17 protein-coding genes are annotated in these 17,670 nt (G+C 69.0%); 10 read left to right on the forward strand and 7 right to left on the reverse strand.

Annotated features, from left to right (window positions below):
* Positions 1-49 precede the first annotated feature (49 nt).
* Both ACVTJA_RS00185 and ACVTJA_RS00190 read left to right on the forward strand, forming a co-directional pair.
* Entirely contained in the window at positions 50-1,888 is a 1,839-nt protein-coding gene (locus tag ACVTJA_RS00185; protein ID WP_465832714.1) for a gluzincin family metallopeptidase, read from the forward strand.
* Positions 1,888-3,060 carry a hypothetical protein gene (locus ACVTJA_RS00190; protein WP_465832715.1) on the forward strand — a complete coding sequence of 391 codons (1,173 nt, stop codon included), beginning with the start codon at positions 1,888-1,890 and terminating at the stop codon, positions 3,058-3,060. The genes ACVTJA_RS00185 and ACVTJA_RS00190 overlap by 1 nt, the downstream gene beginning before the upstream one ends.
* A 36-nt stretch (positions 3,061-3,096) precedes the next feature.
* Here ACVTJA_RS00190 and ACVTJA_RS00195 read toward each other — a convergent pair whose 3' ends face one another.
* From ACVTJA_RS00195 to ACVTJA_RS00220, 6 genes are all read right to left on the reverse strand, one after another.
* Positions 3,097-4,545 (reverse strand): hypothetical protein, encoded by a 1,449-nt coding sequence (locus ACVTJA_RS00195; RefSeq protein ID WP_465832716.1) that lies wholly within the window; start codon positions 4,543-4,545, stop codon positions 3,097-3,099.
* A gap of 152 nt (positions 4,546-4,697) precedes the next feature.
* The gene (locus ACVTJA_RS00200; RefSeq protein ID WP_465832718.1) at positions 4,698-5,879 is read right to left on the reverse strand and encodes an SRPBCC family protein; all 1,182 of its coding nucleotides are present in this window, start codon (positions 5,877-5,879) and stop codon (positions 4,698-4,700) included.
* 124 nt (positions 5,880-6,003) lie between these two features.
* Positions 6,004-6,153: a hypothetical protein gene (locus ACVTJA_RS00205; RefSeq protein ID WP_465832719.1), complete on the reverse strand. Its 150-nt coding sequence runs from the start codon at positions 6,151-6,153 to the stop codon at positions 6,004-6,006.
* A 62-nt stretch (positions 6,154-6,215) separates the two neighbouring features.
* Positions 6,216-6,476 carry a hypothetical protein gene (locus tag ACVTJA_RS00210; RefSeq protein WP_465832721.1) on the reverse strand — a complete coding sequence of 87 codons (261 nt, stop codon included), beginning with the start codon at positions 6,474-6,476 and terminating at the stop codon, positions 6,216-6,218.
* Positions 6,470-6,874 carry an FAD-dependent monooxygenase gene (locus ACVTJA_RS00215; RefSeq protein WP_465832722.1) on the reverse strand — a complete coding sequence of 135 codons (405 nt, stop codon included), beginning with the start codon at positions 6,872-6,874 and terminating at the stop codon, positions 6,470-6,472. The genes ACVTJA_RS00210 and ACVTJA_RS00215 overlap by 7 nt, the downstream gene beginning before the upstream one ends.
* A gap of 57 nt (positions 6,875-6,931) precedes the next feature.
* Positions 6,932-7,639: a DUF429 domain-containing protein gene (locus tag ACVTJA_RS00220; protein ID WP_465832724.1), complete on the reverse strand. Its 708-nt coding sequence runs from the start codon at positions 7,637-7,639 to the stop codon at positions 6,932-6,934.
* A 91-nt stretch (positions 7,640-7,730) separates the two neighbouring features.
* Here ACVTJA_RS00220 and ACVTJA_RS00225 point away from each other — a divergent pair, with 91 nt between their 5' ends.
* Both ACVTJA_RS00225 and ACVTJA_RS00230 read left to right on the forward strand, forming a co-directional pair.
* Positions 7,731-8,750 carry an aldo/keto reductase gene (locus ACVTJA_RS00225; RefSeq protein ID WP_465832725.1) on the forward strand — a complete coding sequence of 340 codons (1,020 nt, stop codon included), beginning with the start codon at positions 7,731-7,733 and terminating at the stop codon, positions 8,748-8,750.
* 88 nt (positions 8,751-8,838) lie between these two features.
* Positions 8,839-9,957: a hypothetical protein gene (locus tag ACVTJA_RS00230; RefSeq protein WP_465832726.1), complete on the forward strand. Its 1,119-nt coding sequence runs from the start codon at positions 8,839-8,841 to the stop codon at positions 9,955-9,957.
* Positions 9,958-9,970: 13 nt separating this feature from the next.
* Here ACVTJA_RS00230 and ACVTJA_RS00235 read toward each other — a convergent pair whose 3' ends face one another.
* The gene (locus ACVTJA_RS00235; protein ID WP_465832727.1) at positions 9,971-10,951 is read right to left on the reverse strand and encodes an aldo/keto reductase; all 981 of its coding nucleotides are present in this window, start codon (positions 10,949-10,951) and stop codon (positions 9,971-9,973) included.
* A gap of 156 nt (positions 10,952-11,107) precedes the next feature.
* Between ACVTJA_RS00235 and ACVTJA_RS00240 the strand changes: the two genes are divergently transcribed.
* From ACVTJA_RS00240 to ACVTJA_RS00265, 6 genes are read left to right on the forward strand one after another with little or no spacing between them, the layout of a single operon-like run.
* A complete protein-coding gene (locus tag ACVTJA_RS00240; protein ID WP_465832729.1) occupies positions 11,108-11,950 on the forward strand; it encodes an enoyl-CoA hydratase-related protein in 843 nt (280 codons plus the stop codon).
* Complete coding sequence (locus ACVTJA_RS00245) at positions 11,947-12,621, forward strand: TetR/AcrR family transcriptional regulator (protein WP_465832731.1); 675 nt, start codon at positions 11,947-11,949, stop codon at positions 12,619-12,621. The genes ACVTJA_RS00240 and ACVTJA_RS00245 overlap by 4 nt, the downstream gene beginning before the upstream one ends.
* Complete coding sequence (locus ACVTJA_RS00250; protein WP_465832733.1) at positions 12,618-13,448, forward strand: SDR family oxidoreductase; 831 nt, start codon at positions 12,618-12,620, stop codon at positions 13,446-13,448. The genes ACVTJA_RS00245 and ACVTJA_RS00250 overlap by 4 nt, the downstream gene beginning before the upstream one ends.
* Before the next feature lie 51 nt (positions 13,449-13,499).
* On the forward strand, positions 13,500-15,338 hold the full coding sequence (locus ACVTJA_RS00255) for an AMP-dependent synthetase/ligase (protein ID WP_465832735.1): 1,839 nt from the start codon (positions 13,500-13,502) through the stop codon (positions 15,336-15,338).
* A gap of 15 nt (positions 15,339-15,353) precedes the next feature.
* Positions 15,354-16,493: an acyl-CoA dehydrogenase family protein gene (locus ACVTJA_RS00260; RefSeq protein ID WP_465832737.1), complete on the forward strand. Its 1,140-nt coding sequence runs from the start codon at positions 15,354-15,356 to the stop codon at positions 16,491-16,493.
* 26 nt (positions 16,494-16,519) lie between these two features.
* Complete coding sequence (locus ACVTJA_RS00265) at positions 16,520-17,668, forward strand: acyl-CoA dehydrogenase family protein (RefSeq protein ID WP_465832738.1); 1,149 nt, start codon at positions 16,520-16,522, stop codon at positions 17,666-17,668.
* Positions 17,669-17,670 lie beyond the last annotated feature (2 nt).

Genomic DNA, 17,670 nt, shown 5'->3' on the forward strand with positions numbered 1-17,670 from the left:
CATCCGCGGACCCGTCACTCCACCTTTGAGGAAGCACAGGGAGGAGGGCATGGCCGTCGACATCCGCATTCCAGTCTTCGTGCAGGACCCGGTCGCCGCCAGTGAGCGGGGCATGGAGGCGATGGAATGGGTACACCTGCGGAGCGAGGACGTGGTGCTGGACGGGCCCGTGTCGCCGCGCGTGGCGGTGCTCGACCTGGACGCGAGCACCGGCAGGCTGAGGCGGGGCGCGCGCTTCCAGGCTCCCGAGCATGATGGGGACCCGGGCACCTTCCGCCTCCAGGACCCGGCTCGCCTGGATGCGGCGGACGTCATCCAGGTGAGCGTCTTCGGCGCGGTGCTCCGGACGCTGGAGATGTTCGAGGAGGAGGATGCGCTCGGCCGCAAGGTGTGCTGGGGATTCGAGGGTCCGCAGCTCCTCGTGGTGCCCCAGGCCGGCGAGTGGGCGAACGCCTTCTACCAGCGCGAGTCGCGCAGCCTGCAGTTCTTCTACTTCCGCCATCCGCTGAGCGAGCGCTCCGAGGAGCGCATCTACACCTGCCACTCGCAGGACATCATCGCGCACGAGACGGCGCACGCGGTGCTGGATGGCATCTGTCCGGACCTGTACCACGCGCTGTCGCCGCAGGCGCTCGCGATGCATGAAGCGGTGGCGGACCTCACCGCGGCGCTCGCGGCCTTCCGATGCCGGCCGCTCGTGCGTCAGGTGCTGAAGGCGCAGCAGGGCAGCATCGCCAGCTCCGGAGCGTTCAGCGCCATCGGTGAGCAGTTCGGAAGGGCGCTGGGTCACCCGGCCCACCTGCGGGATTTGCTCAACCAGAAGACGCTGAAGCCGATGGATGGAGGAAAGCCGGAGGACGTCGTCACCACGCTGGAGCCGCACGCGCTGAGCGAGGTGCTCGCCGGCGCGCTCTACTCCGTGCTGCTGCGGCTGCACGAGGCCTTGAAGGACGAGCTCACGCGCAAGCAGCAGGCGCGCACGTCGCTGGTGGCTCCGGCGGAGACGGCGCGGCAATCAATGACGCCAGAGGAAGTGGCCGCGCCACCGCCGCTGGAGAACCAGGGCTTCGTGGCCGAGCCGGAATGGCAGGAGGCGCGAAGGCGCGTGTCGCGCAAGGCGCTGTCGGTGGCGACGTCACGCTTCAAGCGCAGCCTGTACCGGGGGCTGGACTACCTGCCACCGGGAGAAGTGTCGTTCGCGGACCTGGGTCGGGCCATCCTCGCCGCGGACGAGGCCGCGCACCCGGACAGCGGCGAGCCGCGCGAGTGGCTGTGCCAGGAGTTCATGCGCCGGGGCATCGTGAGTCATCCGGACGAGCTGCGCGCACGGACGAACTACGAGCACTCCGCCCTGGCGCGAGTGGACCTGGACACGCTGGCGAAGAGCGACTGGGCCGCCTACGACTTCGCGAACCGTCACCGTGGGTTCCTGCGGATTCCGAGGGGGCGCTCGTTCCACATCGCTCCGAGGTTGGTGGTGAAGAAGCGCTCCTACGCGGGCGAGCACGCGAAGAAGCCCGTGCGGGAGTGCATCTTCAAGGTCTCCTGGAAGCTGGACGAGCCCGACGCGGTGCCCGGTGGCGAGCTGCCCGACTGGAGGCAGGTGACGTTCGGCACGACGCTGGTCATCGACTGCGAGACGCGGCGCGTGCGGGTGCTGCTCACGTCGGACCGGAGCGCGATGCAGAAGCTGGAGCGGGACGGGATGCTGCGGTGGCTGATGGACGAGGACCTGCTGCGCGTAGGGGAGAAGGCGTTCGGTCCGGATGGGAAGCCGCTGTGTGGAGCCATCCAGGCGGAGACCTCCGGCGGAGTGCTCCGCGTGGTGGGCACGGCGCACATGCTGCACATGGTGGAGGAACGGCGGTTCCAGGGTGGAGGTGGGTGATGGCCACGCTGCGAGTGAGGACCTACAGCGCGCGGTTCGGGGACACGCTGCTCGTGTCGGTGCCGGACCGGGATGCGGACACGGGCCACACGACGGTGCGGCACCTGCTCGTCGACGCGGGCCATGTGCTGATGGGCGAGGACCCGGTGTTCCGTCCCGTGGTGAAGGATGTGCTGTCACAACTGGACGGCGCTCCGCTGGACCTCTACGTGCTGTCGCACGAGCACCTGGACCCTGCGCGGGAGTCGCAACCACCGGAGCAATTGAAGCCCCGCCATGCCTGGCTGACGGCCTCGGCGGCACCGGACTACTCCAAGCAGCACGGTGAGTCGGCGCGACAGCTCGCGAGGCAGAAGGCCCTCTACGACGACCTGAGCGAGTACTGCCGGTTGAGGCCGGAGGCGGCGCGTGGCTCCGTGCCATCGCTGCTCCTCGGCAATGACTACCGGAAGGCGGAGGCGCACGCGGAGCTCCTTCGGAACCTGGCGGAACGCACGCACTACGTGTGCCGTGGCGCGAAGCTGGAGGGAGCGCACCCGTTCAAGGAAGCGAAGCTGGAGGTCTGGGCGCCCGAGGTGGAGGCCGGCGAATACACGAGCCGCGTGTTCCCTGTAGCGCTGGGACTGGAGCGAAAGCCGGGAGGCGGCGCGTCGCTCCATGTGCCCGCGCCTCCGGCCGGAGTGGATGCGAGTGCCTTCTACAACCTGCTCTCGTGGCGGCGTCAGGGCATGGGTGACGACCTGATAGCCATCGACACGGCGGCGAAGAACACGAGCATCGTCTTCAGCCTGGAGTGGCGTGGCTGGAGGCTGCTCTTCGCTGGAGATGCGGGCGCGCGGAGCTGGACGTTGATGAAACGGAGGGATGTGCTGAGGCCGGTGCACTTCCTCCAGGCGGGGGACCATGGCACGCCGGGCGAAGACATCCTCGATGCCATCCTCCCCGTGGGAAGCAGCAAGCCGAGGTACGCGGTCATCTCCGAGGGGAACGGAGTCTCGAGGCTCCGCTCGCGGTGCCTGACGAGCACTCCCCCAGTGGGCGCGCTCTACGTGGACTTCACCTTCGAGGACCGGGAGAGGCCACAGGTGACGCCGAGCCCCCGGCGCGCCGTGCCCGCGCGAGCCTTCGGCCTCCGAGGCCCCACCCGAAGCGGAGGCAAGCGCAGGGCGTGAGCCTGCACTGTGGAGAACTTGTGGACGTGTTCACGTTCAGGCCACGGCCGGAGCCTGCGTCGCGCGGACCTCATCGAGCCGGGCGGCGTAGTGGATGCGGCCTGGCGGGTCCTCGTGTTTGCCCTCGGGGGACAGCGTGCCGATGATGTCCACGGACTCGGAGCCTTCCGGGGCGGGGTGGGTGCGGAACTCGACGCGCAGGCCGAACTGCGGCACCGGCAGTCCATGCCACCGCACACGGCGGCCTCGGAGCGACACGCCGCCGTCCTCCAGCACGCGGACGTCCAGCTCCACTTCGAGCCCGTGCTCGATGAAGACCTCGTAGAGCCGGCCGTTGCGCACGACGAAGTCTGAGTCGAACACGCGCAACACTCCGTCGCAGTACAGCTCGCGGACGAAGTGCATGGAGCCATCCTCGCGGCGGAAGGTGCGGAAGCGCGAGGGGAAGGCCCGAGCGCCATGCTCCGACACACCCTGCCCGAGCAACCGCGTGGCCACCCAGGCGATGGCCCGGGCCGTGCGCGTGCGCAGCTCCACGGAGGCACTCACGGCCCAAGCACCGGGGTTGTTGTAGAAGCGCACCACGCGAGGGTCCACTCGCGCCACGTCCTCGCCGAGCGTGGCCGCGAGCAGGGGCCACGCCTCCGTCGGGCTCACGCACTGGCCGCGATGAAGCGCTCGGATGCCTCGGCGATACACACCGGCCGCAGCCCACGCGGTGATGAAGCTGGACAGCAGCAATCCGGCCGCGCGCCGCTCGCCCACGAGTCCCACGAAGTCAGGCCAGCGGGGGAAGAGCACCGCGCGAGCGGTGGCGAATGCATAGTGCTGGAGGAGAGTCCACCCCGCGCGCAGCAGACGTCGCAGCGTCACGGCCATGCCGTGAGCCATGGCCGCCTCGCCCGACACGGCACCCGCGAGGGCCGGCGGGTCGAAGAAGCGGGAGCCGAGCGTCATCTCCAGGTGCTGCACGAGGAGACGCCACAGCGGCTCACCCTCATGCGCGCGTGCCTCCGCGAGGAAGGCGGCTTCATGTCCCGCCTCTCGTGCCTCGGCGGCGTCCTGGAGGTGGGCTTCAATCCAGCGCTCGTCGCGAATCTCCAGGGGGAGTCCGTCCACACAGGCCCGGGCGTAGGACGCCCAGGCCGGAGTGCGCGGTCGTCCCAGCGAGTCCACCGGCAACACCGCCGCGCCCAGGCGTGCGAACGGAGCGGACACGCCCCAGAAGCGGCCGAGGGCCACTGCGCTCGCGACGAGCAGGTGTACCTTCGCCATGCGGCAGGGGTGGGTCCGGTAGAAGTCCGCGAGCAGTGTCACCGCGCGGCGGGACGCGCGCTGACGGAGTACGAAGGCGCGGAGTGCTTCTTCCGACGAATCATCGGGCAACCACCTGCGGGCATCCGCGATCTCGGAGGGAGCAAGGTCCGATGACGTATCGGGCATCCACTTCCGAGCTTCAGTGGACGTGGAGGCAGCAGGGCTCATCGGAGTGTCCTCCCATCCCGACGCTTCGTGTGGCGTCTCGTCGCCAGCCGCACATGGTTCGGAGAAGACCGCCTCCGATGATCTCCGTCCGAAGCGCTTCACACTGCCCTGTGGTGAATCGGCAGCCACCGCTTCAGCCAGGGCCCGGTCTCTCACGGTGACACCTCCACAAGTTCTCCACAGGAGGGAGCTGCCACTGACTCACGGCCCTCATTGCCGGAGCCAAGCCAGCTCCGAGCCGCCCCCGGAGCTGGTGCCCTGCCCAGCACGCGAGCAATGCAGAACAGCGCGAAGTGCCACCGCGAGCGGCCCCGCACCAGCGCGCCCTCATCCCCCGCGCACCAGCGGCGCAGCGTCTCGAAGCCCCACTCCGTGCCGAGCCGCATGACCGGGCGGAACAGGGCCGCATCGAGCAACTCACCCACGACGCCGTGCCGCGTCTGGTAGTCGAACACCGTCTTGAAGAAGGTGCCCTCGGGCCTGCGCTCGTAGAGCCAGAGGCCGCGACCCTTGAGGATGAGGCTGCGGAGGTCCTCCGAGCCGAACTCGAACGTGGAGCGCACCAGCGGCGTGTTCGTGAGGTAGCGGCCCCAGCCCTTCACCTCGATGCCGAAGCCCAGGTGCGTGCGGTAGTCCATGAGGTGGAAGCCGCGCGAGTCACACTCCGGCAGGTAGCGGATGGAGGTGAAGCGCACGTCCCACGCCGTGTGCAGCTTCGGGTCCTGCGTGCGCTCCCAGACGAGCTCCACGGGAGCAGGAATGAGCGCCTCCACGACGATGCGGCGAGGAGGAGGCTGCTTCGGGAGCGAGGCCACAGGCACGCGGCGGAACGCGAACCACCGGGCCAGGTCGCGAGCGAACGACGCGAGCGCCACCACGCCCATCACCGTCATCAGCGTGCGCAGGGCCACGGGAACAGCGGGAGGGTCCACGCGGAGCCCGGTGGGCAGGAGCCGGTCGGGCCACACGGCGTGGAAGATGGACATGAGGTACAGCCCGACGAGCACGCTGAGCACCACGTGCATGAAGTACTCACCGCGAGGCAGGCCTCCCTGGGGTGCGCGGCTGTCGCGCTCCTCCCAGACATCGGCCCAGGCAACGAAGACATCCGCCGCGTAGAGCACCGCGAGCAGGCCGAGCGCCGCGCCCTGGAAGCGCAGGTGCGGCACCCAGAGGAACTGGAGCCCGTAGATGAGGTGGCGCACGGTGTGCCAGAGGACCTCGCGCTGGCACTCGGCGCGCTCGTTGAGGCGGCCGCGCCACATGTGGAAGTAGAGGACGTCGAAGGCGCCCAGCAGTCCGATGGCGAGCAGCAGGTAGAAGGCAGCGGTCATGCCCTGCTCTCTGTGCAACGGGGTGGCCAGCTCGGTGCCGCGTTCCAACCGCGCGGAACCTCAGGGAGTCACCGGGTCCACGGCCCCGTCACTGTCAACGCCGTGGACAGCAGTGACAACGGGCTCAGAACACGTCTTCAGCGGGGATGGAGAGGCCGGAGAGCTCGACGAGGTACAGGCAGGCGGCGCGGAAGACGTCGGGCCAGGTCTTCTCGTCATCGCGACAGGTTCGCGAGCCCAGCACGTCCTCGTAGAGGAACCAACTTTGCTGCATCCGATCCACTGGCGCATGGGCACACCCTGCGCCACGGCCCCCCTGGAATCCTCACGGTCTGCTCATCGTTTCCCCACGAAACAGCACCGCGTCGAGCGTGGCTGCCAACGCACGCTCCGCATCCGGAACGGAGCCACTCCACCGCGCCGCCACCATGCCATCCGGACGCACGAGGCATGCGCCATGCCACTGTCGTCCGGGCGCTCCTTGCCCATCATCAGCAGTGCGAGCAGTGCCGCCTGATTCGCGGTGGCCGCGGCCACGGGTCGTCGCTCCGTGTCGTACGTCGCGAGCAGCGCGGGCCCTGCATGGCCCTTCAGCACGGCGGCGAGCTTCCACGCGAGATTGGCCGCGTCATGGATGCCGGTGTTGGCACCGCCGTGGCCACGATGACGCCGCCGGCCTCGGGGTGGGTGAGGACCGCGAAGCCGAGCGGCACTTCCCGTTGCACGGGTGCGAGGTCCGCGTCGAACAGCGTGGAGATGTTGTGGCCGAAGGAACCGCGCCCGCGCTGCCCGATGCCGAGCGACTCACGTATCGGACTGCGCACGCCGTCCACGCCGACGAGGTAGTCCGCACGTACCGAGTACGCCACGCCCGTCTCCCGGTCGATGACCGTGGCCAGCACACCGTCCGGATCCTGCGAGAAGGACATCAGCTCGTGGCGGAAGCGCACCTCCGCGCCCTGCTCGCGCGCGGCCCGCAGGAGGATGGGCTCCATCCGGTCCTGCCCGAGGAAGACGAACGGACACGGGCTGAGCTCCGCCTCGCGCGGAAGTCACCACGCCGGAAGCAAATCCAGGATGCGCCCCTCACGCAGCCACCCATGCGCATCCACCGTGAGCGGCGCACCCACCGCCACCACCTGCTCTGGCGCTTTCCTCGTCAACCACCCCAGCCACGCACACAGCGCCGCATCAAGCTGGTCATGCGTGGGTAGTTCCCCTCTCGGAAAGCGAAGGCCGCGCGTCTCCAGCACCGCCCTCCGCCGCTCGCGCCCTTCGCGCGACGCCTTTGCCCCCAACTTCTCCACAGCCAGCACCCTCCACGCCGCGCCGGGAAACGCCTCGAACAGCCGCGCCTCACTCAGTGACGCCGTGTCCACGTCCAGCATGGGCAGCCCACCCCGGGCCCGCAGTCCGGCGAACAGCAACACGCTCCCTCGCACGAAGCCGGAGAACGGACGGCCCAGCTCGGGCAGCACATCCGGCGTCCTCCCGGGAGCACGAAGCAACCGCTCCGCCTCGCGCACCGAAGCCCCCGGCCTCGCCAGCGCCTGAGGCCCGTCCACGACGACCACGTCGTCACGCTCCACGGTGAACGCCGCCGCCAGGGCCGCGGGGTCGAAGTCATGACTCCGTGCCGGGCGCGCGGGCCATCGCGCTTCCGAGAATCGCACCCGTCCGCGCGCGTCCACCTCCGCGATGTCCACCGGGCGACACGCGCGCGAGTACGGGTCCGTCAAATCCCAGCCCACGAAACGCACGGCGTCCCTCATGCACGGGTTGTGCTGCGCCGTCTACTCGAGCCCGTTAAGCCTCCGCCCGCAAATCCCCCCAAACAGAGGTGGCACGCACATGAATTACCGGCAGCTCGGCCGTACCGGCCTGTTCGTCTCGGAGCTGTGCTTCGGCGCCATGACCTTCGGCGGTGAGGGCTTCTGGAAGGTCGTCGGCACACAGGGACAGACGGAGGCGGACAAGCTCGTGGGCCGCTCCCTGGACGCGGGCATCAACTTCTTCGACACCGCCAACGTCTACTCCAACGGCGTCTCCGAGCAGCTCCTCGGAAAGGCCCTCGGCGCGAAGCGCTCCAACGTCGTGCTCGCCACCAAGGTGCGCGGGCGCATGGGGCCGGGCCCCAATGATGTCGGCCTGTCTCGCGGCCACATCATGGACTCGGTGCACGCGAGCCTGAAGCGCCTGGGCACCGACTACATCGACCTGTACCAGATTCACGGCTACGACGCCGTCACGCCCCTCGACGAGACGCTGCGCGCGCTCGATGACCTCGTGCACCAGGGCAAGGTGCGCTACCTCGGCGCGTCCAACCTGGCCGCGTGGCAGCTCATGAAGGCGCTCGGCATCAGCGAGGCGAAGGGGCTCGCCCGCTTCGAGTCCCTGCAGGCCTACTACACGATTGCCGGGCGTGATTTGGAGCGCGAGCTGGTGCCGCTGATGAAGGACCAGCACCTGGGCCTCATGGTGTGGAGCCCGCTGGCCGGTGGCTTCCTGTCCGGCAAGTACCGCCGCGAGCAGCAGGGCCCGCAGGGCAGCCGCCGCGCCGAGTTCGACTTCCCGCCCGTCAACAAGGAGCGCGCCTACGACATCATCGACGTCATGGACGGCGTGGCGAAGGAGCACGGCGTCTCCGTGGCGCGCGTGGCGCTCGCGTGGCTGCTGCACCAGCAGCACGTCACCACCCTCATCATCGGCGCGAAGAACGACCAGCAGCTCGAGGACAACCTCGCCGCCACCACGCTGAAGCTCACGCCCGAGCAGCTCGCGAAGCTCGACGCCGCCTCGAAGCTCCCGCCCGAATACCCGGGGTGGATGTTCGAGCGCCAGGGCGGGGACCGCGTGCCGCCCACGAAGTAGTCACGGGGGAAAAGCAGGGCACGGGAAGATTCAAGAAGGGGCGCGTTCCAGGGGCATCGCAGCAACACGAAACCCCAAGGAGCCTCCCATGCAACGCCGTGCCCTGCTGTCCGCCGCCCTGCTGTTCTCCATCGCCTGTGGCCCCGTCCCCGAGGACGCCGCGCCCGGCGCCACGTCCGAGCTCGCGAGCGCGGAGCAGGGGCTCTGCCTCCCGCCCATCAAGGCGAACCATCTGTCCAACCCGAGCTTCGACACGGCGGGCCAGGTGAATCCCGTCACCGTGACGACGGCGGTGCCCGGCGGTGCAGGTTGGTCCGCGGCGGAGAACTGGACGATGTTCACCAACACCGCGGGCTACATCTACTCGCGGGTGCTGCCGTCGGCACGGCCCAACGCGGGCAACTCGAACATGATTCAGGTGAACACGCTGGGCTGGGGCAACGGCCTGGTGCAGGTGTTCGGGCCGTACGGCACGGGGCCGCAGAAGGTCATCGCCGGCGCGTGGGTGTTCGTGCTGCGCGGCAAGGTGGGCATCGGCACGGGCAATGGTGGCAACACGGGCCTGGACGCCGTGAGCCAGACGACGGGCCAGTGGGAGTACCTCACCGCGTCCAACGGCGTGTCCCCGGCCAACGAATTCATCATCTACTCGGCGGACGTCGGAGGCGCGGAGTTCTTCGTCGACACGGCCAGCATCGTGGAGACGCCCAACCTGCTGAAGAACCCGGACTTCAACACGCTGAGCGGCGGCAGTGCCCAGGTGACGACGAGCGTGTCGGTGCCGGGCAGCGCGGGCTGGTCCGCGGCGGCGAACTGGTCGCTGTTCGCCAACACGGTGCCGGCGCGCTTCCTCACGGAGGTGAAGTCGTCCACGCGCGTGGCGGGCGGGCGGATGATGCGCGTCGTCACCACGGCTGAGCGCAATGGCCTGGTGCAGGTGTTCCAGTCCGACAACCCGTGCGACACCGACGGGCCGGACCACACGGTGTCGGGCGCCTGGGTCTACGTGCGCAGCGGCAAGGTGGGTCTGGGCACGGGCAACGGCGGCAACACGCACGTCGACGTGGAGAACACCGTGACGAACGCGTGGGAGTGGCTGCAGGCGCCCAACGGCGTGTCGCCGGCCAACGAGCTCATCATCTACTCGACGAACGCCACCGGCGCGGACTTCGACGTGGACTTCGCGAGCGTCCACCAGACGCCGTGAGCTGAGTCCTCAATCAGTTCCACGGAAGTGAGGAGCGCTTCGCCCAGTAGGTGCGAGGCGCTTCTTGCATTTCGTGCAGCCGGGCCTCCAGCTCCGCGCTCCACGTGACGGAGCGCGCGTCCAGGTTGTCGCGGAGCTGCTCCACGGTGGACGCGCCGCTCAGCACCACGGAGGCCCACGGCTGCGCGAGCACCGCGGCGAGCGCAATCGCATCCGGCGTCACGCCGTGCTCCCGGGCCAGCTCGCGCAGGGGACGCAACTCCGGGCTGGAGTCGCGAGAGGTGAGCCGGCCATTGGCCACGGCTTCCTTGATGATGACGCCCCAGCCAGCCGCATGGGCCTCCGCGAGCGCAGGCCCGGCGGAGCGCTCCAGCAGGTTCCACGTGGCCTGCACGCAACCGAACAGCGGCGCTCCGTCCACGCGGACCTCCAGCGCGCGCCGCAGCACGTCCGCCTGCGAGGCCCCACTGAGGGACAGCCCCACCACGACACCTTCCCCGCGCAACCGTGCCAGCGCGGAGAGGACAGCGGTGTCCTCGAGCACGCCGCTTTCGAAAGTGGCCGAGTGAATCTGGTACAGCGACAGGTACGGCCCGAGCAGCGCGCGGCTCTCACCGAGCTGACGCTGGAAGGTGGGAAGCGTGTGGTCCTTCACCTCGTGGTGCTCGGCCCGCACCTGCCAGCCGGCCGTGTACGTGTAGCCCCACTTCGAGCCCACGGTGACGTCGCCGGGACGCAGGCCCCGCGCGGCGAGCCACGAGGCGAGGAAGGCCTCCGCGCGGCCGTACGAGCGAGCGGCGTCGAAGTAGCGGATGCCGTCGGAATACGCGGCGTCGAGCACGGCATGTGCCTGCCGCTCCATTGCGGAGACGGAGCGGTCCTGCCCAAAGTCCGAGCCATGCCCCAACGTGATGTAGCCCGGCCGGCCAAGTGCGGCGAGGCCGAGGCCCAGCGAGGAGACGGCAGGCCCATGAGCACCGAGCGTTCGAGTCATGACCCCCTGCGTAGTGCGTGTCTGCGATTGCCAACAACGCTTTTCATGACGCGCCACGTCGCAAACCAGACAGCCCGCCAGGCGAACCCGGTTATTGACACTGTGCCAATAACTTCCCATCATCCCCTTCCACAGAGGCACGGAGGCCGTCACCGCATGACCTACCAACACATCCGGTCTTCCATCTCGGACCGGGTTGCCACGCTGGAGCTGCACCGTCCGGAAGCGCGGAATGGATTCACGGTGACCATGGCGGACGAGCTCGGCGACGCGCTCGAGGCCGCCGATGCGAACGAGGACGTCCGCGTCGTCGTGCTCACCGGCGCCGGCAAGGACTTCTGCGTGGGCGCGGACCTGAGCGGCCAGTCCTTCGAGGTGATGAACACGCAGACGCTGGAGCGCGGCTGGGTGGAGCCGGCCACGCGGGTGACGCGCCGGATGTTCGCGCTGCGCAAGCCGGTCATCGCCGCCGTGCAGGGTGCCGCGGTGGGCGTGGGCTCGACGATGATTCTCCCCGCGGACTTCCGTCTCGCGGCGAAGGACAGCCGCTTCGGCTTCGTCTTCAGCCGGCGCGGCATCTACCCGGAGGCGGGCTCGAGCTGGTTCCTGCCTCGCATCGTCGGGATGGGACGCGCGCTCGACTGGATGGTGAGCGGCCGGCTCATTCCCGCGGAAGAGGCGCTCGCCGCGGGCCTCGTGAAGTCGCTCCATGAGCCCGGGGCGCTGCTCGATGCCGCCTATTCGCTCGCCCGCGAGTTGGTGGAGACGACCGCGCCGGTGTCCGTGGCCGTCATCCGGCAGGAGCTCTACCGGATGAGCGCGCTTCCCTCGCCCGAGCCCGCCTTCGCGCTCGACAGCCAGCTCATCGCGAGCCTGGGCCAGAGCGAGGATGCCGTGGAGGGCGTGATGTCCTTCCTGCAGAAGCGGCCCGCGAAGTTCCCCCGCACCGTGGGCCAGGACCTGCCGGCGTTCCTGCCCTGGCTGGAGAAGAAGTCATGAGCCACGCCGCGGCCAAACACCGGAAGAGGCTCGAGCCGGACACGCGCAGGGAGCAGATTCTCGAGTGCGCCGTGCGGCTGTTCGGCGAGCGCCCCTATGCGGACGTGTCCACCACGGACATCGCGAAGGAGGCGGGCGTCGCCCGGGGGCTCATCAACCACTACTTCGGGCAGAAGCGAGACCTCTACTTGAAGGTCGTGAAGAGGATGCTGCTCATGCCCGGCCTGGAGGAGAGCGTACCCATGACCGGGAGCTTGAGACAGCGGGTGGAACGCAGCGTCGAGTGGTACCTCGACACGGTCGCGACGCACGGAAAGACGTACGTGGCGGTGACGGGCTCGGCGAGCGTCGGCTCGGACCCGGAAGTCGAGCGCATCATCTTCGAGGCGGACAACGTGGCCTCCTTGAAGACGCTCGAGTTCCTGGGCCTCAAGGTCGAGGTGGGAAGCGACGCGCGGCAGCGCGCGATGATGCGCTCCTACGCCGGCCTGGTGAAGGCCACCATCCGCGAGTGGATTCGCGGCGGCACGCTCTCCCGCGAGGAAGCGCACCTGCTCCTGAGCGAGGCGCTCATCACCATCGTGCGTGACGTGTTCCCCCAGCTCGCCCAGCAGACGGGCCCCGAGCGCGACGAACCGAAGCCGATGCACAAGCGAGGAAAAAGCGAATGACGACCTCCAGGCCGCTGGCGGGACGCACGCTGTTGATGTCCGGAGGGAGCCGGGGAATCGGGCTGGCGATTGGCGTCGCGGCCGGACGGCTCGGCGCCAACGTCGCGCTCCTGGCGAAGACGGACACGCCGGACCCGCGGCTGCCCGGGACGGTGCACACGGCGGCCGCGGAAATCGAAGCCGCGGGCGGCAAGGCGCTCGCGGTGGTCGGCGACGTGCGCGACGAGGCGGACGTGCAGCGGGCCGTGGACGAGACGGTGGCGCGCTTCGGCGGCATCGACTTCTGCGTGAACAACGCCAGTGCCCTCGCTCCGCTCAAGACGGAGGAGCTGCCCGTCAAGCGGTTCGATTTGATGCAGCAGATTCAGTTGAGGGGGACGTTCCTGCTGACGCGCGCGTCGCTGCCGCACCTGCGGCGCTCGTCGCATCCGCACATCCTCTCGCTCTCGCCGCCCATCAATCTCGCGCCGCACTGGATGGGCAAGCATCCGGCGTACACGATGGCCAAGTATGGGATGACGCTGCTCACGCTCGGGTGGGCGGCGGAGCTCGCCGAGGCCGGCATCGCGGCGAACGCACTCTGGCCCAAGACGCTCATCGCCACCGCCGCCGTGAAGAACCTGCTCGGGGGCGACACGTCCATGCAGCGGGCCCGCACGCCGGACATCATGGCGGACGCGGCCGTGGCCATCCTCCAGCGCCGGCCGCGCGACTGCACCGGAAACACCTTCATCGATGAGGACGTCCTCCGCGCCGAGGGCGTCACCGACTTCACCCGCTACGGGGGCGGCACCGACATCCTCCTCGACCTCTACGTCGACCCCTGAAGAGGAACACAGCTCCCAGTAAGTCCAAACCCTGAAGCGCAGGAGGTGCCCGTGCGTCCGTCACTCGCAGCCATGGAAGCGCAGTGCAATTCGCAGGCGGACAAGCTCACGCTACCGCTGCTCCTCCAGCGCAATGCCGCTGAATACGCGGACGCTCCCGCGCTCACCGCCGGGGACAAGACGCTCACCTGGGCGGAGCTTCGCGAGCGGACGGCGGCGCTCGCTCGCGGGCTCGGCGCGCTCGGGCTGAAGCGGGGCGAGCGGATGATGATCATGATGTCGCTGCGGCCGGAGCACTGGCTCATCGACTACGCGGCGGCCCACCTCGCCGCCATCTCATGTACCGCGTACCAGACGCTGAGCACGGAGCAAGTGGGCTTCGTCGCGCGGCACAGTGCCGCCACGGTGGTGGTGCTGGAGGGCGCGGACGAGCTCGCACGGTGGAAGCCGGTGCTCCACACGCTCCAGGCGCTCAAGCGCATCGTCGTCCTCGACGCCTCGGCCATCCCCGCTGGCGATGCGCGCTTCATCTCCTTCGCGGAGGTGGAGGCGGAGGGACGCGCTCTGCACCAACTGGACGCCACCGTCTTCGAGGACGGCTGGAAGGGCATCCGGCCGGATGACGCCCTCTCGATGATCTACACCTCGGGCACCACCGGCGACCCGAAGGGCGTGGTGCTGAGCCACCGCAACGTCTTCTACGAGGCCATCGCGGTGGACCTCGCGGCCCCCGTTCCGATGCGGGTGCCCTCCGTCGCCTACCTGCCGCTGGCGCACATCGGCGAGCGCGAGCTGGGCCTCTACCGCGCGCTCTACAAGGCGCTGCACGTGCACATCTGTACGGACCCGGTGGGCGTGGTTCCGCTGCTGGCGCGGACGCGGGCTCCCGCGTTCTTCGGCGTGCCGCGCCTCTGGGAGAAGCTCGCCGCGGGCCTGCGGGTGAAGCTGGATGCGCTCGAGCCCCAGAAGCGCGAGCCCATCCTCGCCGCCCACGCGGTGGCGATGGAGGCCTTCCGGCTCGAAGGTTCGGGCAAGCAGGTGCCTCCGGAGCTTCAACGGAAGGTCGACGAGGCGGAGGCCCGCGTCCTCAAGCCGCTGCGCCAATCCATGGGCCTGGACGCGCTCGTATGGGCGAGCAGTGGCTCCGCGCCCATCCCCGTCGAAGTCCTCGAGTACCTCGGCGGCTTCGGGCTCAAGGTGCTCGAGGTCTGGGGCATGAGCGAGACGACAGGCTGCGCCACCGTCAACACGCCCGGAGACTTCCGCGTGGGCGCCGTGGGCCTGCCCATTCCCGGGGTGCAGATCCGGCTGGCGGAGGACGGGGAAATCTTCGTCAAGGGCCCCATCGTGTTCCTCGGCTACCTCTCCTCGAACGGCGACATCGTCAGCGCGACGGATGCGGATGGCTGGCTCGCCACCGGTGACATCGGCACGGTGGATGCGGACGGCTTCCTCTCCATCACCGACCGCAAGAAGGAGCTGCTCATCACCTCGTACGGGAAGAACATCGCGCCCTCCAAAATCGAGGCGATGCTGCGCGCGCATCCCCTCGTCGGCAATGCGATGGCGATTGGCGATGGGCGTCCCCATGTGACGGCGCTCATCTCCCTCGACCCGGAGGCCGCGCCGCTCTGGGCCAAGGCCCGCGGCGTCGAGGCGCAATCGCTCGCCGACCTCGTGAAGGCGCCGGCGATTCGCGCCGAGCTGGACTCGCTCGTTGCCTCGACCAACGCCCGGCTCTCCCGGGCGGAGCAGGTGAAGCGCTTCGACGTGGTCTCCGAGGTGTGGTCTCCCGCGACGGACGAGCTCACCCTCACCCTCAAGCTCAAGCGCCGCGTCATCCTCGCGCGGTACGCCGAGCGCATCGCCTCGCTCTACGCCAACGCCTGAAAGGGCCTCTTTCTCATGCACGCGAGAACACCGGAGCAAGCCTCGTTCGCCGCCGCCATCGATGCGTTCTGCCGTGACAAGACGGGGACGCGCGCGCAGCGCGACGCGCTGACCCACCACGGCACCGAAGCGCACAACGCCGCGCTCTACGCGCAGATGGCGGAGCTCGGCTGGCTCGGCGTGGGCATTCCGTTGAAGTACGGCGGCTCGGGCGGCGGCATGACGGACATGTGCCTCTTCGCCGAGCGCATCGCGTACGGGCTCGCTCCGGTGGGTGGCTATGTCACCACGGCGGTCGCCGCCGGCCCGTACCTGAAGTTCGGCACCGAGGCGCAGCGGGAGAAGGTCCTCGGCGGCATCACCCGGGGCCGCGTGGAGGCGATTTCGATTTCCGAGCCCGGGGCCGGCTCGGACGTCGCCGCCATCACCTGCCGGGCGACGCGGACGAATGGGGGCTTCATCATCAACGGGCAGAAGACGTGGTGCTCGAACGCGCACCTCGCGGACCACCTGCTGCTCGTGGCACGCACCGGCGCCGCGGGCTCGCGGCACGAGGGCCTCACCCTGTTCTGCATCCCCTCCAACACGCCGGGCGTGGAGATTCGCGGCATCCCGACGATGGCTGGCAAGGACGTCAACGACGTCTACTTCACCGACTGCTTCCTGCCCGAGAGCGCCGTCGTCGGCGTGGTGGACCAGGCGTGGCCCCAGTTGATGGCGGGGCTCAACAGCGAGCGGCTCATCCTCGCGGCCACCATGCTCGGGCGCGGCCGGCGCGCGTTCGATGACGCCGTCGCGTACGTGAAGGACCGCAAGCAGTTCGGCAAGCCGGTGGGCTCGTTCCAGGCGCTCAAGCACCGCATCGCGGACCTCGCCACCGAGCTCGACTGCTGCGAGCTGCTCGTCTACCGCGTGGCGGCCATGGCGGATGAGGCCCCGGAGCGGATGCTCCCGCGCGAGGCGTCCATGGCGAAGCTGAAGACGAGTGAGACGGCCAAGCGCGTGGCGCTCGAAGGCATGCAGATGATGGGCGGCTACGGCTACGCCACGGAATACGACATGGAGTCGCATCTGCGCGCCACCGTCATCTCCACCGTCTACGGCGGCACCAGCGAAATCCAGCGCGACATCATCGGCAAGACGTTCGGGCTCTAGCGGCACACCGCCCGGGAGACACAGACATGACGGCAGCACGTTCTCGGTGGAGCTCGGACGAGCTCGAGCAGGTGCGCGGCCTCGCGGCCAACTACTTCACGAAGGAGGTCATCCCCAACGTGCCCAAGCACGTGGCCCAGGGGTACCCGGACAAGGCGCTCTACCGGCGGGCAGGCGAGCTGGGGCTCCTCTGTATGTCCATCCCCGAGGCCTACGGCGGCGCTGGCGGCACGTTTGCCCATGAGACGGTGCTCATCGAGGAGCAGGTCCGCGCCGGGGACCCGTCCATGGGCTTCGCGGTCCACAACACCATCGTCGCGCACTACGTCCTCGCCTACGCGTCCGAGGCCCAGAAGCAGAAGTGGCTGCCCAAGCTCGCGAGCGGCGAGTGGGTGGGCGCCATCGCGATGACGGAGCCAGGGACGGGCTCGGACCTCCAGGCCATCTCCACCCGCGCGGTACGTGAAGGGGACTTCTACCGCGTGAGCGGGGCGAAGACGTTCATCTCCAACGGCTACGTGTGCGACTTCCTCATCATCGCGGTGCGGACGGGGGAGAAGGGCCACGCCGGAATCTCGCTGCTGTGTGCCGAGGTCTCCGACACGACGCCCGGCTTCGAGCGGGGGCGCATCCTCGAAAAGCTCGGCGGGAAGGGACAGGACACGACCGAGCTCTTCTTCGATGACCTGAAAATCCCGGCGGTGAACCTGCTTGGCGGTGAGGAGGGCCAGGGCTTCATCCAGCTCATGCAGCAGCTTCCCCAGGAGCGGCTGAGCACGGCCGTCATCGCCATGGCGAGCCTGGAACGCGCAGTGGAGGTCACCCTCGACTACACGAAGCAGCGCCAGGTCTTCGGCAAGCCGCTGTTCGCCATGCAGAACACGCGCTTCGAATTGGCGGAGTGTGCGACGCTCCGGCGCGTCTGCCGTGCCTTCATCGACGACTGCATCGAAGCCCACCTGGCGGGCAGACTGGACGTGGCCACCGCGGCCATGGCCAAGTATTGGATTACGGACCAGGCCTGCATCGTCGCGGACCGTTGCCTTCAGTTGTTTGGCGGGTATGGGTACATGAAGGAATACCCCATTGCTCATCTGTTCGCGGACACCCGCGTGCTGCGAATCCTCGCCGGTGCGAACGAGGTCATGAAAGAGCTCGTCGCCCGCTCCCTGTAGGT

The organism is Pyxidicoccus sp. M6 (assembly GCF_055568925.1).

Coding starts and splice junctions, on each gene's coding strand:
- ACVTJA_RS00185 (WP_465832714.1), top strand. CDS start 50: ATGGCCGTCGACATCCGCATTCCAGTCTTCGTGCAGGACCCGGTCGCC.
- ACVTJA_RS00245 (WP_465832731.1), top strand. CDS start 11,947: ATGAGCCACGCCGCGGCCAAACACCGGAAGAGGCTCGAGCCGGACACG.
- ACVTJA_RS00215 (WP_465832722.1), bottom strand. CDS start 6,874: ATGGAGCCCATCCTCCTGCGGGCCGCGCGCGAGCAGGGCGCGGAGGTG.
- ACVTJA_RS00260 (WP_465832737.1), top strand. CDS start 15,354: ATGCACGCGAGAACACCGGAGCAAGCCTCGTTCGCCGCCGCCATCGAT.
- ACVTJA_RS00265 (WP_465832738.1), top strand. CDS start 16,520: ATGACGGCAGCACGTTCTCGGTGGAGCTCGGACGAGCTCGAGCAGGTG.
- ACVTJA_RS00190 (WP_465832715.1), top strand. CDS start 1,888: ATGGCCACGCTGCGAGTGAGGACCTACAGCGCGCGGTTCGGGGACACG.
- ACVTJA_RS00225 (WP_465832725.1), top strand. CDS start 7,731: ATGAATTACCGGCAGCTCGGCCGTACCGGCCTGTTCGTCTCGGAGCTG.
- ACVTJA_RS00200 (WP_465832718.1), bottom strand. CDS start 5,879: ATGACCGCTGCCTTCTACCTGCTGCTCGCCATCGGACTGCTGGGCGCC.
- ACVTJA_RS00250 (WP_465832733.1), top strand. CDS start 12,618: ATGACGACCTCCAGGCCGCTGGCGGGACGCACGCTGTTGATGTCCGGA.
- ACVTJA_RS00235 (WP_465832727.1), bottom strand. CDS start 10,951: ATGACTCGAACGCTCGGTGCTCATGGGCCTGCCGTCTCCTCGCTGGGC.
- ACVTJA_RS00240 (WP_465832729.1), top strand. CDS start 11,108: ATGACCTACCAACACATCCGGTCTTCCATCTCGGACCGGGTTGCCACG.
- ACVTJA_RS00195 (WP_465832716.1), bottom strand. CDS start 4,545: ATGAGCCCTGCTGCCTCCACGTCCACTGAAGCTCGGAAGTGGATGCCC.
- ACVTJA_RS00230 (WP_465832726.1), top strand. CDS start 8,839: ATGCAACGCCGTGCCCTGCTGTCCGCCGCCCTGCTGTTCTCCATCGCC.
- ACVTJA_RS00205 (WP_465832719.1), bottom strand. CDS start 6,153: ATGCAGCAAAGTTGGTTCCTCTACGAGGACGTGCTGGGCTCGCGAACC.